The following is a 16,096-nucleotide window of genomic DNA, read 5'->3' on the forward strand; positions in this document are numbered from 1 at the left end:
GTCGGCCGGTCATTGCAGCGGACGCGGCCTGGCGGCACGGCGTCGTGCCCTTCATGCCGTAACAGCATCGCCACGGCAGAGTCACTACTGTATACTGCGCGATTACTTGGCGTTTAGTGTGTGATAGCTGCCCCAGACCCGCAGCCACGCTGGCGCCACCCCACTCTGGAATTAGCATATGAACAAGCGTCCGACGCTCTCTCTGAAGACCTCCGCCAAGGCGCCAGCCAAGGCACCCGCCAAGGCCGTAGCCAAGGCGCCAGCCCGCGGGCCGGCCAGGGAGTCAGCCCGAGGACCTGCCCAAACGCTAGCCCAGGCACCAGCCCAGGCACCAGCCCGGGCCGCCGTACCGGTCCGGGCCCCGGCTCAGGAGCGCGCGCCGCGTCCAGCTCAGGAACGACCTGCTGCGCTGCGTGCCAGCCATGCGCGCGAGTTCAAACCGGCCTTGCAGACCAGCTTCCAGACCTCGTTGAAAGGGGATTCGCTGGCATACAGCCTGCTGGGCGCAGCACAGGCCGTGGCGCTGGTACGCACCGGCACCAATCTGCCGCAGGCGCTGGCCCAGCTGTGGGCCCGTAGCGAGACCAGCCCGCAGGCGCGCGGCGCCATGCAGGATATCGCCTATCGCTGTATGCGCCAGCTCGGCCAGAGCGAAGCCCTGATCGCCCAGCTGGCGCCGAAAGCGCCCGATCCGCTGGTGGCAGCCCTGCTGGCCTGCGCCCTGGCCCTGATGACGGCGCCCGATGCAGTGGCGCCTTACGAAGAATTCACCGTAGTCAACCAGACCGTGACGGCGGCCGAAGCCCATCCCGACACGGCGCGTGCCAAAGCCATGGTCAACGCCGTGCTGCGCCGCTTCCAGCGCGAACGCGCGGCCCTGCTGGAGACTGCGCTGCTGCAGCCGGTAGCGCAGTGGAATTACCCGCAATGGTGGATAGATGCGGCCCGCACGGCCTGGCCGCGCGACTGGCAGGCCATCCTCCAGGCCGGCAATGGCGCGCCGCCGCTGACGCTGCGCATCAATGCCCGTAAAACCAGCATGGAGCAGTATCTACAGCGCCTGCAGCAAGCCGGCATGGCGGCCAGTGCTATCGGCCCGTATGCCGTGCGGCTGGAAAAACCCGTGGGCGTGCACCTGATCCCCGGTTTTGCCGAGGGCGTGGTGTCGGTGCAGGATGCCGGCGCCCAGCTGGCCGCGCCCCTGCTCGATGTGCAGGACGGCATGCGCGTGCTCGACGCCTGCGCGGCGCCGGGCGGCAAAACCTGCCACATACTGGAACTGGCAGATGCCCAAGTGACCGCGCTCGATGCCGATCCCAAGCGGCTGGCGCGGGTGGGCGAGAACCTCGAACGGCTGCAGCTGCAAGCCACTTTGCGCACGGCCGATGCCCAGAGCGCAGCCTGGTGGGATGGCCAGCAGTTCGACCGCATTCTGGCCGACGTGCCGTGCACCGCCTCCGGCATCGTGCGGCGCCACCCCGATATCCGCTGGCTGCGGCGCAAGGGCGACACGCTCCAACTAGCAACACTTTCCGCCAAAATCCTCGACAACCTTTGGCAGATGCTGGCACCGGGTGGTAAATTGCTATTCGTGACCTGTTCGCTCTGGCCACAGGAATCCGAGGCGCAGGCCGCGGCATTCGCAGTACGGCATCAGGCTGTGCGGCTAGCTGCCCCCGGCCAGCTGCTGCCGGGTGGCGTAGCGGGACAGGATCAAGATGGCTTGTTCTACGCCCTGTTCCAGAAAAATGCGTAGTTTTAGCTCCCTTTGCCCGCACCAACCAAGTACCGGCCCTGACGTGACACGACGAGTTTTTCGCCTGCTGATCGCCCAACTCCTGCTGATACTGGCGTGCCTATTGCCGCAGGTGGCGCGCGCCGATGGCGTGGAAATCCGCCGTGCCAGCATCGAGGCGAGCGAAGAAGGCTATCGTCTGAATGCCCGCTATGGTTTCGAACTGAGCAGCGACATGGAAGACACGCTGCAACATGGCGTGTCGCTGTACTTCACCACGGAAGTGGAATTCACCCGTCCGCGCTGGTACTGGTTCGACGAAAAGGCGATTGTTGCGCGCCAGACCATTGTGCTCGGCTATAACGTGCTGACCCGCAAATACAGCGTCAACGTGAATGGCAGCCTGAAGCAGAATTATTCGTCCTCGCTGGAAGATGCGCTGCTGTCGATCCGCAATCCCAACCGCTGGGTGGTGGCGCCCCGTTCGGCCCTCAAAGTGGGCGAGAACTATAACGTCAAGCTGAGCATGGGACTGGACACCAACTACATCTCCAAGCCTCTTAAGGTCAGCGCGCTGAATAACAGCGAATGGCGTTTGACCTCGGACAAGAAAATCTTCCAGTACAAGGCGGAGTAAGTGAATACAGCATTACGGTATGCATCCGTCGTTGGCGGCGTGGTTGTCAGCATACTGCTATTCCTGCTGGCTTCCGCATCCGATAATTCCGGCTTTTTCGACCGCTACTATGGCTGGCTGCTGGGCCTGAACGCGGCCGTAGCCTGCGCCTTGCTGCTGCTGGTGGCGGTCTCGCTGTTCCGTCTGTACGTACGCTTTCGCACGGGGGCTTTCGGCTCGCGCCTGATGACGCGGCTGGTGCTGCTGTTCGCGGCCGTAGGCGTGCTGCCGGGGCTGGTCATCTTCTTCGTTTCCATCCAGTTCGTTTCGCATTCCATCGATTCCTGGTTCAACGTGCCGGTGGAAGAAGCCCTGCAGTCCGGCATCAACCTGGGGCGTGCGGGGCTGGATACCGCCCTCAACGAGCTGCAGGGCACGGCGCGCCGTACCGCCGACCAGTTGTCGGAACAGCCATTCGGCACGGAGCGGGCCACGCTGGCCTATCTGGTCAAGCAGCAGTACGGCATGCAGAACGCCATCATCGTCGATGCGGAAGGGGGGCTGATCATCAGCGCCCGCGCCAACCGGGGCGGCAACCTGAGCGCCGACCTGCCGACCAGCGAAATGATGGCCAAGGCCAAAAGCGACGGCCTGTATGGTGCGCCCGAAGGCGGCAACGAGCTGCGCAGCAATCTGATCAACGCGCCCGGTGCTTCGCGCGATGTGGTGCACCAGCTGCGTCTGCGCGTGGTGCTGCCCATCCCCGAGCGGCCGCAGCCGAACGGCGTGCATCTGGCACCGCGCTATCTGCAGCTGATCCAGCTGGCACCCGAGCAGCTGGCGGCCGACGGCGAAACCATACGCAGTGCCTATTCCGACTACAAGGAACGTTTCGTGGCGCGCGTGGGGCTGCGCAAGATGTACATCGTCACCCTGACGCTGACCCTGCTGCTGGCCGTGTTCGGCGCCATTGCCAGCGCCTTCCTGATCGCCAGCGATCTGGCCCAGCCCCTGCTGCTGCTGGCCGAAGGTACGCGCGCCGTGGCCGAAGGCGACCTGTCGCCGCGCCCCATCATGACCACCTCCGACGAACTCGGCACGCTGACCCAGTCGTTCAACATCATGACGCGCCAGCTGTTCGATGCCCGCACGGCGGTGGAACTGAACCGCACCGCGCTGCAGAACGCCAAGGCCCACCTGGAATCCGTGCTCGCCAATATGTCGGCCGGGGTGATGGTGCTCGATCCCGAATTCCATCTGGTTAGCTGCAATGACTCGGTGGAGCGCATCCTGCAGCAGTCCGGCTCGGCCATGCTGGGCCAGAAGCTGGACCAGATCGACGGCCTGCAGGAATTCGGCGGCGCCATCGTGGCCGCATTTGCTGCCCAGAGCGCCCAGTCGGCCTCGGACCGCACGCTGCAGCGCCTGCACTGGCAGCGCCAGATCGAAGTGCCGCGCCGCACGGCCAGCCTGGATGATAACGACCAGACCCTGCTGGCACGGGGCTCGCGTCTGCCCATCGAAGGAGGCGAGAGCGGCTATCTGGTAGTGTTCGACGATATTTCCGATGTGATTTCGGCGCAGCGCTCGATCGCCTGGGGCGAAGTGGCGCGCCGTCTTGCGCACGAGATCAAGAATCCGCTGACGCCTATCCAGCTGTCGGCCGAGCGCATGCAGATGAAGCTCGATGGCAAGCTGGCGCCGGCCGATAATGAACTGCTCAACAAGGGCACGGCCACCATCGTCAATCAGGTGGCGGCCATGAAGCGTATGGTGGATGATTTCCGCGATTACGCCAAAACCCCGCCCGCCCAGCTGGAACCGCTGGACCTGAATGCCCTGATCGAAGAGATATTGCACCTGTATCTGGCGGGCGAGGATGACGACATCATCTACCCGCAGCTGGCGCCGGGCCTGCCGCGGGTGATGGGCGATGCTACGCAACTACGTCAAGTGATCCACAACCTGCTGCAGAATTCTCAGGACGCCATGGCCGAACGCCCCGAGGGCGCGCCGCCGGCCCACATTGACGTGATCAGCGAAGCGATTCATTATCAGGGCGCGGATGGCAGCACCCGTACGGCCGTACGGCTGGCAATCAGCGATAATGGGCCCGGTTTTGCGCCGAAGATCCTGGCCCGGGCCTTCGAGCCCTATGTCACCTCCAAGGCCAAAGGCACGGGCCTGGGGCTGGCGATGGTGAAAAAGATCATCGAAGAACATGGTGGACGGATCGATATTCAGAACCATGTCGATAGAAGTGGTGCGTCGGTAGTGATTTTGCTGTTAAAGTTAGCGCCGACGACGCACAATACCTAAGTTAGTAGCGCAGTAAGTATCTAAGGTAGTACCTGAGTTGCACGGATTAGAAAAATCATTGCCGGCTACAAGCTGGCGAAATGAGGAAGGCAAGGGAAGATGGCAAATATTCTGGTAGTGGACGATGAAATGGGTATCCGCGAGTTGCTCTCGGAGATACTGAGCGACGAAGGACATGCAATTACACTGGCGGAGAACGCCCAGCAGGCGCGCGAAGCCCGTGCCGCCGGGGCACCGGATCTGGTGCTGCTCGATATCTGGATGCCGGATACGGACGGCGTCACGCTGCTCAAGGAATGGCAGCGCGATGGTCTGCTGACCATGCCGGTGATCATGATGTCGGGCCATGCCACCATCGATACGGCCGTGGAAGCGACGCGCATCGGCGCACTCAACTTCCTCGAGAAACCAATTGCTTTGCAGAAACTTCTGAAGGCTGTGCAGCAGGGCCTGACCCGTGCACAGGAAACCGTGCGCGCGCCAGCGCTGGCCACCCGCCCGGTAGTGGCCAGTCCGGTGGAAGAGAGCAGCGGTAGCGGCTTCGGCCAGGCCAGTCCGGCGGCGGCGATTGCCGTGCGCGGCGGTGCTACCATCGCCGGTGCCGACAACCACATGTTCAATCTGTCGTTCGATCTGCCGCTGCGCGAAGCCCGCGACGCTTTCGAGCGCATGTATTTCGAGCACCATCTGGGCCGCGAAGGGGGCAGCATGACCCGGGTGGCGGAAAAGACGGGGCTGGAACGTACCCACTTGTACCGCAAGCTCAAGCAGCTGGGCGTGGAGCCCGGCAAGCTGGCCAAGAAAGGCGTGTAAGCCGGTGTCCGGCGCTGCAGCACGCGCGCCGGTACCCACCTGGCTCGCTACCGGCGCGGGGCGCGAAACGGCCATCGCCGCCCGCCTCGCCGCTGCATCCCCCGCTGGCGCGGCAGTTTCCAGTGTCATTATTCTCGAAGGCATGCCCAGCGGGCTATCGCCGCTGGCCGATCTGGCCGATACCTCTCCTAGTGTGCAAGTGTTGCGTATTGCCCCCGGTTGCCTGCATTGCAGCGGCAATCTGGTTTTGCGGGTAACATTGAACCGTGTTCTGCGCCATCCGCCCGAACAGCTGTATATCGGGCTGGCCAGTGCCGAGCACCTCGAGCTGTTCCGTGACTTTTTACAGGCGGCCCCATATGCCGCCTTGCTGGACCTGCAAGCTGATCTGGCTGCCTGAACCCTGCTGCCGATCGGCCAGCCGCCGGAGCGCCGGCCGCCGGATCGCCGGATCGCCGGCCGCCGGACCGCCGGACCGCCGGACCGCCGGACTTGTAATTGGGCGTCTCCAGCCCCATTTCGGTGGGGAAGACGCAACCGACCAGTGTTACGTCCCTAGTGAAAGGAAGCAGCATGAACCTCATCTACAACAGCGAACAGTTCAGCGTCCTCGAGTTTGGCGTCGACCGCAGCCATGAAGCTTTGCGCTTCGGCGGCTATGAAATTGTCGACAAGGGGGGCAAGCGCGAAATTTTCATCAACGGCATACTGGCGCAGAATTTCCGCCGCGAGGTCAGCGAACTGATCGCGAGCGAACCGACGATGGCCGAGATCGACGAATTCCTCGGCAGCTATAACGAAGTCATGAGCTATCCCGCTACGTTGCACTGAAAGCCGCGGCATGGCCAGGCACCGGTGCCGGCGCGCTCTGCGCCCGCACCGGTTTTTTATTGCGTCCGTAAATTCGCTGTTTTGCCCGTACTGCCAGTGGGTATAATCGGGTGATGTGCCAATTACTCGCGATGAACTGCAATGTGCCGACCGACATTGTGTTCAGCTTTACCGGCTTTGCCATGCGTGGCGGCCAGACCGATACCCACCACGATGGCTGGGGCATCGCCTTTTTCGAAGGCGCCGGCGTGCGTCATTTCGTCGATCACCAGGCGGCCGTGAATTCGCCTATCGCCGAGCTGATCAAGCGTTATCCCATCAAGTCCAAAAATGTGATTGCCCACATCCGCAAGGCCACGCAAGGCCAGGTGGCGCTGGAGAACTGCCATCCCTTTGTGCGCGAACTGTGGGGTCAGTACTGGGTGTTTGCCCACAATGGCGACCTGAAAGCTTTTGCGCCCGTGCTGGACGGGCCTTACCGTCCCGTCGGCAGTACCGATAGCGAGCTGGCGTTCTGCTACATCATGCAGCAACTGCGCAACCGCTTTGGCACGGAGCGTCCGGCCCGGGCGGCACTGCGCGCGGCGCTGGCCGAGCTGACGCAGGAAATCGCGGCGTACGGCACCTTCAATATGCTGCTGTCCTCGGGCGCCGAGCTGTTTGCCCACTGTTCCACCCATCTGGTGTATCTGGTCCGTCAGTTTCCGTTTGACACGGCGCACTTGTCGGATGAAGATGTGCAGGTGGATTTCTCGCAGGTGACCACCCCCGATGACAGGGTGGCCATCATCGTGACGCAACCTCTGACGAGCAATGAACAATGGACGGCGTTTCAGCCCGGTGAGTTGAAAGTGTTCGTGGACGGCATGCCGGAAGCGCAACTGTGATGCAAATATTTCAAGACATGGTTGCGGTTTGATGTCAAAATAATAGCATGGCGCATTGTCGCCGCTTTTTGTACTGGCAAACGCAATGATCGAACTATCTCCCCGTGGCCCCGAAGCCGACCATCTACGCGTGCGCGAGTTCTATCTGGGACGGCAGCCTATACTGGACCGTAACCAGTCGCTGTTTGCCTACGAATTGTTATTCCGTAATGCGCCGGTCGGTCCGGCCCGCATCAGCAACGAGCTGACGGCTACGGCCGCCGTCATCGCCCACGCTTCCCAGCTGGGCATGGAGCGCACGGTGGGCGATGCGCTGGGCTTCGTCAATGTCGATGCCGACGTCCTCATGACGGATATTTTCTCCTTCCTGCCGCGCGAACGGCTGGTACTGGAAGTGAGCGAACAGACGCCTGTCACGCCGGCGCTGATCAGCCGCATGGCCGAACTGCATGCCCAGGGGTTCCGCTTTGCGCTTGACGACGTGCAGGGTACGGCCCCCGGCCTGCACCGTCTGCTGCCGCTGGTGGACTACGTCAAGCTCGATGTGCAGAAGGTGGATCTGTCCAGCCTGATGAAGCTGGCGCCGCGTTTCCGCGAAAGCCGCAAGACCCTGATCGCGGAGAAAGTGGAAAGCCGCGAAGAATTCAAGAACTGCCTGGATCTGGGCTTCGATTATTTCCAGGGCTATTACTTTGCCAAGCCCGTCATCATGAGCGGCAAGAAGCTGTCGCCGTCGCAGCTGGCCGTGATGGAGCTGATGACGCTGGTCACTTCCGAAGCCGACAATATGGAAGTCGAGCGCGCCATCAAGCGTGATGTGTCGCTGGCGCTGAATCTGCTGCGGCTGGTGAATACGCCGGCCGTGGGCTTGCGCCACCGCGTCGATTCGCTCAGTCAGGCCGTGATGATCCTGGGCCGGCGCCAGCTGCAGCGCTGGCTGCAGATCATGCTGTATGCCGAACCCAGCAAACGGGGCCATAGCATGACCCCGCTGCTAATGCTGGCCACTACCCGTGGCCGCTTGCTGGAACTGCTGGCCGGCAAGCTGCGGCCCGCCCATCGCCAGTCCTCGGAAATTGCTTTCACCGTCGGCATCATGTCGCTGATGGATACGCTGTTCGGCCTGCCCATGGCTGACATCCTGGCGCAGATACCCGTCAGCGCCGAAGTCACCCGCGCGCTACTGGAGCGCGAAGGCTTCTTCGGCGACCTGCTCAAACTGGCCGAATGCATAGAACGCATCGAAGACCTGGACCACCTGATTCTGCCCACGCTGCGCGAACTGGCCGTCTCGACGGACGATCTGCTGGAGCTGGAAATGGCCGCCTTCGAGTGGAGCGACAACGTGGTGCGCTACGCCCTCTGATGCGGCGCTGAACCCTTCAGGTTGCGTGCCCTGCGCCGGGCCAGTGCTTGTGCAGTTCCGGATCGGTGCGCATTTCCCACAGGGCCAGTACCACCACGGCTATGCCGACCAGCAGCGAATTCCACATCAGCTCGCGGTTGTCGGCAATTTTCATCAGCCACGGCGACAGTGCTACCCACAATCCCACTAGCAGGTTGAGCAACACTGCCCAGAAATAGGTTTTGTACAGGTCAAACGCGGCCAGGATCGCCATCACGGCGCCCGATATCATGGCAGTCCCCGCCTGTATCGACGGGATGGGATAGGAAAATACCCACGGTGACACAAAGAACCACAAGCCCAGCAGCAGGATCAGCTGATCCTGCCAGCGCTTGAGGGATGGATGGTTTTCCGGATGAGTTGCCATATACACCTCCTTGTTTGCGCCGCCGGTTGGCGACATTCCCGTTTAGGCTCCTTGTTGCGCAAAAAGTTCATATTTTTGTATTTCCTCTCGGCCATCTTGCCTAATAAGCATGCTGTCGCTATGCTGGCCGCTTATCGAAAATACAAGCGACGGGATGGCTTATGGCAGCGGTTCTACTCAGCGTCAATCAGCTCAGCAAATCCTACGGTGCCCGCAAGGCCGTGGATGGTGTGAGCTTTCAGGTACAGCAGGGCCAGACAGTGGGCCTGATCGGCCCCAACGGTGCCGGCAAGTCGACCACGGTCAGCATGATCTGCGGCCTGCTGCGCAGCGATAGCGGTAGCGTCCTGCTCAACGGCGCGCCCGTGACGCAGGGCGCCAGCGCGGCCAAACGGCTGATCGGCTATGTGCCGCAGGATCTGGCCCTGTACGACGATCTGTCCTCGCTGGAAAACCTCAAGCTGTTCGGCGCCCTGTACGGCCTCAAGGGCGCGCAGCTGAAGCAGCGCTGCGAACAGGTACTGGCGCTGGTCAACCTGAGCGACCGTGCCGGCGATAATCCTTCGACTTTTTCGGGCGGCATGAAACGGCGCCTGAATATTGCGGCCGCCCTGCTGCATGAGCCACAGTTGCTGATCCTCGACGAACCCACCGTGGGGGTCGATCCGCAAAGCCGCAATGCCATCTTCGATACGCTGGAAGCCCTGCAGGCGCAAGGCTGCGCGCTGATCTATACCAGCCACTACATGGAAGAAGTGGAACGGCTGGCCGACCATCTGGTCATCATCGACCACGGCAAGGTGCTGGCCGATGAAACGCCGGCCGCCCTGTACCAGCGCTTGCCGGCACAGGCGGCGCTACAGGTGGAACTGGCCACTGCGGCCGGTGCCGAACTGGTGGCAGCGCTGTCCGCCCTGGACGGCGTGCGCAGCGTGCAGGCCAGCGGCCAGCAACTGAGCATCGCGCTGGCCGATGCGGCGCAGGCGGCCCCTGTGCTGGTCTGGCTGGCCGGGCAGGGCCTGACTTTGCTGCATTTCGCCACGGCGAAAACTTCGCTGGAAAACATCTTCCTCAACCTCACTGGCCGTTCGCTGCGCGACTGATCACCATGACTGCTCTGATAGCTTTGATCCGCAAGGACTTGCAACTGTATCTGCGCGATAAGCGCGCCCTGATGATGCATCTGCTGATGCCGGTGGTACTGGCCGCCTTCTTCGGCTCGCTGTTTGGCGGCGGGCCGGAAGCCAGTACCAGCAAGGTGGAAGTGGGGCTGGTAGTGCTCGACCAGTCGGAAGTGGGCAAGCAGATCGCGGCCGGCCTGCAGGCCGATAGCGCGCTCAAGGTCAGCCTGCTCGATGAAGCGGCGGCGCAGGCGCAGGTGCGCAAAGGCAAGCTGCCGGTGGCGGTGGTGATCCCGGCCGGCTTTGGCCAGAGTGCAGCCGATGCCCTGTTCAGCGGCATCGACAAGCCCAGCCTGACGGTGTATTACGACCCTTCGCAATCGACCATGCTGGCCATGGTGAAAGGTTTGCTGACCCAGCAGGTGATGCAGGCCAGCAGCGCCGCAGCGTTCAGCTTCAAGGATAGCAGCGTCACCAGCAAACAGCTGGCGCAGGTGGCCAGCAGCGATCTGGCGGCCGACGACAAGGCCCAGCTGAGCGACTTCCTCGGCAGCCTGAAAAAATATCAGGACCAGCGTGCCGCCACTGCGCAGAAGCAGCAGGCGGAAGGCAAGGCGGACGCGCAGGCCGACAAAAAACCGGCCGGCATGAGCGTGCCGTTCAGCACCAGGGATGAAGCGCTGAGCAGCGGCCCACGCTACAACGGCTATGCCCACTCGTTTGCCGGCATGGGTGTGCAGTTCATCCTGTTCATGGGCATCGATATGGGCATCAGCATCCTGCTGGCACGCCGCTCCGGCATCTGGAACCGCCTGATGGCGGCGCCCGTGACGCTGACCACCGTGCTGCTGGGACGTGGCCTGTCCGGCGCGCTGATAGCGCTGGGCCTGATGTGCGCACTGTTCGCCTGCGCCATGCTGATCTTCAAGGTCACTATCAGTACGCTGGCCGGTTTCCTGATCCTGGCCATCAGTTTCGCGCTGATGACGGCTGCCTTCGGCCTGCTGATTGCGGCCTTCGGCAAAACCCCGGAAGCGGCGCGCGGCATGGCCGTGTTCGCCACCATGATCATGGTGATGCTGGGCGGCGCCTGGGTGCCATCTTTCATCTTCCCCGAGTGGATGCAGCAGGTCACGCTGGCCATCCCGACCCGCTGGGCAGTGGATGGCTTCGATGCCGTCACCTGGCGCGGCCTGGGGCTGGATGCCGTGCTGCCGCCGGTGGCCGTGCTGCTGGGCTTTGCGCTGGTGTTTGCCGTGCTGGCAATCGGGAAGTTCCGCCGCGAAGCGCAGCAATAGAGCTGCCGTCTGGCCACCCGTAACAGGAGGGAAGTTGAGCTGTCGGGCTAAAGTTTCTCTGAATCAACCCGATACTTAATGAAACATTCTGTTACGTGAGTTAACGATGGCTTTACCCATCCGGACCCTGATCGCCCATTGTGTCAATCAGGTCATACGCCAGTACTACCCCAGACAATACAGCTCGCTGTGTCATGTCTATGCCATTGTCGGCTCCAACCTGATCAGCATCGTGCTCGACCGCGTGTACCGCCCCGTGGCGGGGCTGGCAGCGGTCGATTGCGGCGGCGGCCAGCTGATGACCATGCTCGACAACGCTGCCTTTGCCAATCCGGCCGGCGGGTCCTATCACTGCTGGATAGAATCGGCCGATGATCTGGTGAGCGAGCGCGAAGTGGTCGATCTGACTTTCCGCCATAACCACACCTACGCCGAGCAGAATGGCTTCCGCTGGCAGCGGGCCTTGCCGCCGGATTTCTTGTGGGGTCAGCAGAGCAGCATCGTGGTGCGCGCACCGCTGCATGCGATACCGCGCGCTTTCCCCGATGGCATGGTGTGGCTGCAGGAGACGGACGAGGGCTGGCAGTGGATGATGCGCCAGCTGCAGGAACACCAGAGCGCCTTCGTTACGCTGACGTCGGAAGCGCTCAAACTGTTTCAGGCCCATCTGGCGCCTGATTCTTCGCTGCTGGCCCACCCGCCGGCCACCCAGACGCCCGCTAGCTTGCTGATGGCGGCCGTCTAAGTGGCTGTTTAGGTGGCTGCTTGGGTGGCTGCTTAGGTGGCTGTTTAAGCGGCCGCCGCCCCGCCCTCAGGACAGGTTCGGGGCCAGCCAGCTTTCCAGCTGTGCCTTGTCGACCTGACGGCGCGCTGCCATATCGTCCAGCTGGTCCTGGCCGATTTTGCCGACCACGAAATACTTCGACTCGGGATGGGCGAAGTAGAAGCCGGATACGGCCGCGCCGGGGTGCATGGCGAACGATTCCGTCAGCGTGATGCCGAGCGATTCCGGCTGCATGGTCTTGAACATATCGCGCTTGACGGTGTGCTCGGGGCAGGCCGGATAGCCGGGCGCCGGACGGATGCCGCGGTACTGTTCGGCGATCAGGGCGTTGTTGTCCAGCGCTTCGTCGGCGGCATAGCCCCACAGGTCGGTACGCACGCGCTGGTGCAGATATTCGGCAAACGCTTCGGCCAGACGGTCGGCCAGCGATTTCAGCATGATGGACGAGTAATCGTCATGCGCTGCTTCGAAACGCTGCTCGTGCTTCTCTATGCCCAGACCGGCCGTGACGGCGAACATGCCAATGTAATCCTTCACGCCCGACTCCTTGCTGGCGATGAAGTCGGCCAGACACTGGTTAGGCCGCTGCACGCCATCCACCACCGGCTTGACGCCCTGCTGGCGCAGGCCGTAGTAGGTGAAGTCCACCGTGCTGCGGCTGTCGTCCGTATAGATTTCGATATCGTCATGGTTGACGCTATTGGCCGGCAGCAGGGCGATCACACCGTTGGCGGTGAGCCAGCGGCCATCGATCAGTTTCTTCAGCAGGGCCTGGCCTTCGGCATACACCTTGGTGGCCGCTTCGCCTACCACTTCATCCGTGAGGATGGCAGGGAAGGGGCCGGCCAGATCCCAGGTCTGGAAGAACGGACCCCAGTCGATGTACTGGGCGATGGTGGCCAGATCGACATTCTTGAATTCGCGCCGGCCGATGAACTTCGGCTTGACGGGCGCCTGCGCACCGTCGAACGACAGCACCATCTTGTTGGCGCGTGCCTGTTCCAGCGTCAGCATAGGCAGGGCTTTCTTGCCGGCGTGCTGGACGCGGATACGCTCGTAGTCTTCGGCGATGTCGTCGATGTACTGCTGGCGGCTTTCCGGCGTCAGCAGCGACTGTGCTACCGAGACGGAACGCGACGCATCCGGCACATACACCACCGGGCCTTCGTAGTTATGGGCGATCTTCACGGCCGTGTGAGCGCGGCTGGTGGTGGCGCCGCCGATCAGCAGCGGAATTTTCAGCATGCGGAAGTGTTCGTCGCGCTGCATTTCCTTGGCCACGTGGGCCATCTCTTCCAGCGACGGCGTGATCAGACCGGACAGGCCGATGATGTCGGCGTTCTCCAGTTTGGCACGGGCCAGAATTTCCGAGCACGGCACCATCACGCCCATGTTGACCACTTCGAAGTTATTACATTGCAGGACCACCGAGACGATGTTCTTGCCGATGTCGTGCACGTCGCCCTTGACGGTGGCGATGACGATCTTGCCCTTGGGTTTGGCGACGATGCCGGTGCGTTTTTCTTCCGCCAGTTTTTCTTCTTCGATGAACGGCACCAGATGGGCCACGGCCTGCTTCATCACACGGGCCGATTTGACCACCTGCGGCAGGAACATCTTGCCCTGACCGAACAGGTCGCCGACGATGTTCATACCATCCATCAGCGGGCCTTCGATCACGTGGATAGGCCGGCCATTGGCCGCCATCACCTGCTGGCGCATGGCTTCCGTGTCGTCGTTGATGTACTGGGTAATGCCGTGCACCAGCGCGTGCGCCAGACGTTTTTCTACCGGCAGATTACGCCATTCCAGATTCTGTGCATCCTGCTTGCCGGCGCCGGCTTTGAGCGTGCCGGCGAATTCGATCATGCGTTCGGTGGCGTCTTCGCGCCGGTTCAGCACCACGTCTTCCACCCGTTCGCGCAGTTCGGCCGGCAGTTCGTCGTATACGCCCACCATGCCGGCGTTGACAATGCCCATGGTCATACCGGCCTTGATGGCGTGGTACAGGAATACGGTGTGGATGGCTTCGCGCGCCGGATCATTGCCGCGGAACGAGAACGACACGTTGGACACGCCGCCCGAGACTTTGGCGTGCGGCAGATTCTCGCGTATCCAGCGGGTGGCGTTGATGAAGTCCACCGCGTAGTTGTTGTGCTCTTCGATGCCGGTGGCGATCGCGAAAATGTTCGGGTCGAAGATGATGTCTTCCGGCGGGAAGCCCACGGTTTCCGTCAGCAGCTTGTAGGCACGGGCGCAGATCTCGATCTTGCGTTCGAAAGTGTCAGCCTGGCCTTTTTCATCGAAGGCCATGACGATCACGGCGGCGCCGTAGCTCAGGCACAGCTTGGCCTGACGGATGAATTCTTCCTCGCCTTCCTTCATCGAAATCGAGTTGACTACCGATTTACCCTGCACGCATTTCAGGCCTGCTTCGATCACTGACCATTTGGACGAATCGATCATGATAGGCACGCGCGAGATGTCCGGTTCCGACGCGATCAGATTCAGGAAGCGCGTCATGGCGGCCTGCGAATCGAGCATCGCCTCGTCCATGTTGATGTCGATGATCTGGGCGCCGTTTTCCACCTGCTGGCGTGCCACGCTGAGCGCCTCGTCGTACTGCTCGTTGAGGATCATGCGGGCAAAGGCTTTCGAGCCCGTGACGTTGGTACGCTCGCCCACGTTGACGAACAGCGAGGACTCGTCGATGGTGAACGGCTCCAGTCCGGACAGGCGCTGGGCCACCGGCACCTGCGGCACCTGGCGCGGCGTCGTGGTTGCGAGGATCTCGCCGATGGCGCGGATGTGGTCCGGCGTGGTGCCGCAGCAGCCGCCGGCGATATTGATGAAGCCTGCTTCGGCAAATTCGCGCAGCAGGGCCGAAGTATCGGCCGGCAGTTCGTCGAAGCCGGTATCGCTCATGGGGTTGGGCAGGCCGGCGTTCGGGTAGATGCAGACGAAGGTGTCGGCGATCTGCGACAGTTCTTCCGCATACGGGCGCATCAGGGCGGCACCGAGCGCGCAGTTCAGGCCTATGGTCAGCGGCTTGGCGTGGCGTACCGAGTTCCAGAAAGCGGGCACGGTCTGGCCGGACAGGATGCGGCCCGAGGCATCGGTGACGGTGCCGGAGATCATCAGCGGCAGGCGCGGCTGCTCAGGGTGCTGCTCGTAGTACTGGTCGATGGCGAACAGCGCGGCCTTGCAGTTGAGCGTATCGAAGATGGTTTCCACCAGCAGCAGATCGACGCCACCCGCTACCAGACCTTCTACCTGCTGGTGGTAGGCCGCGACCAGCTGGTCGAAGGTGATGTTGCGCGCGGCCGGATCGTTGACGTCAGGCGAAATCGAAGCTGTCTTCGGGGTCGGGCCCAGTGCGCCGGCGACGAAGCGCGGTTTGTCGGCGCTGCTGTACTTGTCGCAGGCGGCGCGCGCCAGCTTGGCCGCTTGCACGTTCATTTCATAGGCCAGATGGCCCATGTGGTAGTCGTCCTGGGCGATGGTGGTGGCGCCGAAGGTATTGGTTTCGATGATGTCGGCACCGGCGGCCAGATAGCGCTCGTGGATTTCCTGTATCACCTGCGGCTGGGTCAGCGTCAGCAGTTCGTTATTGCCTTTGACGAACAGTTCGCGTGCGCCGGAATCGGCCGGGGCGGCGAAGTCGATAAACGCGCCCTGCGGGCCGCCACGGTAAGCCACTTCATCGAGCTTGTACTGCTGGATGATCGTGCCCATCGCACCGTCGAGGATCATGATGCGGCGCGCCAGAATTGCGCGCAGCTGGGCATCGGTCTTGGACATGACGGGGCGGGACACGTTGTTATTCATTTGTTACTTTCTGAGATCGTGGACGGGCAGGGTCCAGAAGTTGACGGCGGTCTAAGATTATACGGCATCGCAAAATTTGCTTCAGAAAATAC

Annotated in this window: 13 protein-coding genes; 11 read left to right on the plus strand and 2 right to left on the minus strand. The window is 62.3% G+C overall.

Features of this window, described 5'->3' with window-relative positions:
• The first annotated feature begins 178 nt into the window (after positions 1 to 178).
• The 8 genes from rsmB to GTP23_RS17375 all read left to right on the plus strand — a co-directional run bounded on the left by rsmB (position 179) and on the right by GTP23_RS17375 (position 8,567).
• Positions 179 to 1,756 (plus strand): 16S rRNA (cytosine(967)-C(5))-methyltransferase RsmB, encoded by a 1,578-nt coding sequence (rsmB, locus tag GTP23_RS17340; RefSeq protein WP_229256150.1) that lies wholly within the window; start codon positions 179 to 181, stop codon positions 1,754 to 1,756.
• Between the two features lie 43 nt (positions 1,757 to 1,799).
• Positions 1,800 to 2,372 (plus strand): DUF4390 domain-containing protein, encoded by a 573-nt coding sequence (locus GTP23_RS17345; RefSeq protein WP_371866941.1) that lies wholly within the window; start codon positions 1,800 to 1,802, stop codon positions 2,370 to 2,372.
• Positions 2,373 to 4,670 carry a sensor histidine kinase gene (locus GTP23_RS17350; protein ID WP_161036298.1) on the plus strand — a complete coding sequence of 766 codons (2,298 nt, stop codon included), beginning with the start codon at positions 2,373 to 2,375 and terminating at the stop codon, positions 4,668 to 4,670.
• Positions 4,671 to 4,769: 99 nt separating this feature from the next.
• Positions 4,770 to 5,483 carry a response regulator gene (locus GTP23_RS17355; protein ID WP_155434222.1) on the plus strand — a complete coding sequence of 238 codons (714 nt, stop codon included), beginning with the start codon at positions 4,770 to 4,772 and terminating at the stop codon, positions 5,481 to 5,483.
• 4 nt (positions 5,484 to 5,487) lie between these two features.
• Complete coding sequence (locus GTP23_RS17360) at positions 5,488 to 5,883, plus strand: GTPase (protein WP_161036299.1); 396 nt, start codon at positions 5,488 to 5,490, stop codon at positions 5,881 to 5,883.
• 173 nt (positions 5,884 to 6,056) lie between these two features.
• Positions 6,057 to 6,314, plus strand: coding sequence for a BTH_I0359 family protein (locus tag GTP23_RS17365; RefSeq protein ID WP_161036300.1), 258 nt, complete (start codon positions 6,057 to 6,059; stop codon positions 6,312 to 6,314).
• Between the two features lie 113 nt (positions 6,315 to 6,427).
• Entirely contained in the window at positions 6,428 to 7,201 is a 774-nt protein-coding gene (locus tag GTP23_RS17370) for a class II glutamine amidotransferase (protein ID WP_161036301.1), read from the plus strand.
• A gap of 85 nt (positions 7,202 to 7,286) precedes the next feature.
• Complete coding sequence (locus GTP23_RS17375) at positions 7,287 to 8,567, plus strand: EAL and HDOD domain-containing protein (RefSeq protein WP_161036302.1); 1,281 nt, start codon at positions 7,287 to 7,289, stop codon at positions 8,565 to 8,567.
• Between the two features lie 16 nt (positions 8,568 to 8,583).
• Here GTP23_RS17375 and GTP23_RS17380 read toward each other — a convergent pair whose 3' ends face one another.
• Positions 8,584 to 8,973, minus strand: coding sequence for an SPW repeat protein (locus GTP23_RS17380; RefSeq protein ID WP_161036303.1), 390 nt, complete (start codon positions 8,971 to 8,973; stop codon positions 8,584 to 8,586).
• A 161-nt stretch (positions 8,974 to 9,134) separates the two neighbouring features.
• Between GTP23_RS17380 and GTP23_RS17385 the strand changes: the two genes are divergently transcribed.
• The 3 genes from GTP23_RS17385 (at position 9,135) to GTP23_RS17395 (ending at position 12,137) form a co-directional block, all read left to right on the plus strand.
• The gene (locus GTP23_RS17385) at positions 9,135 to 10,076 is read left to right on the plus strand and encodes an ABC transporter ATP-binding protein (RefSeq protein WP_161036304.1); all 942 of its coding nucleotides are present in this window, start codon (positions 9,135 to 9,137) and stop codon (positions 10,074 to 10,076) included.
• A 5-nt stretch (positions 10,077 to 10,081) separates the two neighbouring features.
• The gene (locus GTP23_RS17390) at positions 10,082 to 11,392 is read left to right on the plus strand and encodes an ABC transporter permease (protein ID WP_161036305.1); all 1,311 of its coding nucleotides are present in this window, start codon (positions 10,082 to 10,084) and stop codon (positions 11,390 to 11,392) included.
• 106 nt (positions 11,393 to 11,498) lie between these two features.
• A complete protein-coding gene (locus GTP23_RS17395; RefSeq protein ID WP_161036306.1) occupies positions 11,499 to 12,137 on the plus strand; it encodes a hypothetical protein in 639 nt (212 codons plus the stop codon).
• Between the two features lie 66 nt (positions 12,138 to 12,203).
• Here GTP23_RS17395 and metH read toward each other — a convergent pair whose 3' ends face one another.
• Positions 12,204 to 15,977, minus strand: a complete 3,774-nt coding sequence (metH, locus tag GTP23_RS17400; protein WP_161036790.1) for a methionine synthase — start codon at positions 15,975 to 15,977, stop codon at positions 12,204 to 12,206.
• Between the last annotated feature and the right edge of the window lie 119 nt (positions 15,978 to 16,096).

The sequence above is a fragment of the Duganella fentianensis genome, from assembly GCF_009857835.1.
GTDB classification, from domain to species: domain Bacteria; phylum Pseudomonadota; class Gammaproteobacteria; order Burkholderiales; family Burkholderiaceae_D; genus Rugamonas; species Rugamonas fentianensis.

Coding starts and splice junctions, on each gene's coding strand:
- rsmB (WP_229256150.1), top strand. CDS start 179: ATGAACAAGCGTCCGACGCTCTCTCTGAAGACCTCCGCCAAGGCGCCA.
- GTP23_RS17355 (WP_155434222.1), top strand. CDS start 4,770: ATGGCAAATATTCTGGTAGTGGACGATGAAATGGGTATCCGCGAGTTG.
- GTP23_RS17365 (WP_161036300.1), top strand. CDS start 6,057: ATGAACCTCATCTACAACAGCGAACAGTTCAGCGTCCTCGAGTTTGGC.
- GTP23_RS17370 (WP_161036301.1), top strand. CDS start 6,428: ATGTGCCAATTACTCGCGATGAACTGCAATGTGCCGACCGACATTGTG.
- GTP23_RS17375 (WP_161036302.1), top strand. CDS start 7,287: ATGATCGAACTATCTCCCCGTGGCCCCGAAGCCGACCATCTACGCGTG.
- GTP23_RS17380 (WP_161036303.1), bottom strand. CDS start 8,973: ATGGCAACTCATCCGGAAAACCATCCATCCCTCAAGCGCTGGCAGGAT.
- GTP23_RS17385 (WP_161036304.1), top strand. CDS start 9,135: ATGGCAGCGGTTCTACTCAGCGTCAATCAGCTCAGCAAATCCTACGGT.
- GTP23_RS17390 (WP_161036305.1), top strand. CDS start 10,082: ATGACTGCTCTGATAGCTTTGATCCGCAAGGACTTGCAACTGTATCTG.
- GTP23_RS17395 (WP_161036306.1), top strand. CDS start 11,499: ATGGCTTTACCCATCCGGACCCTGATCGCCCATTGTGTCAATCAGGTC.
- metH (WP_161036790.1), bottom strand. CDS start 15,977: ATGTCCAAGACCGATGCCCAGCTGCGCGCAATTCTGGCGCGCCGCATC.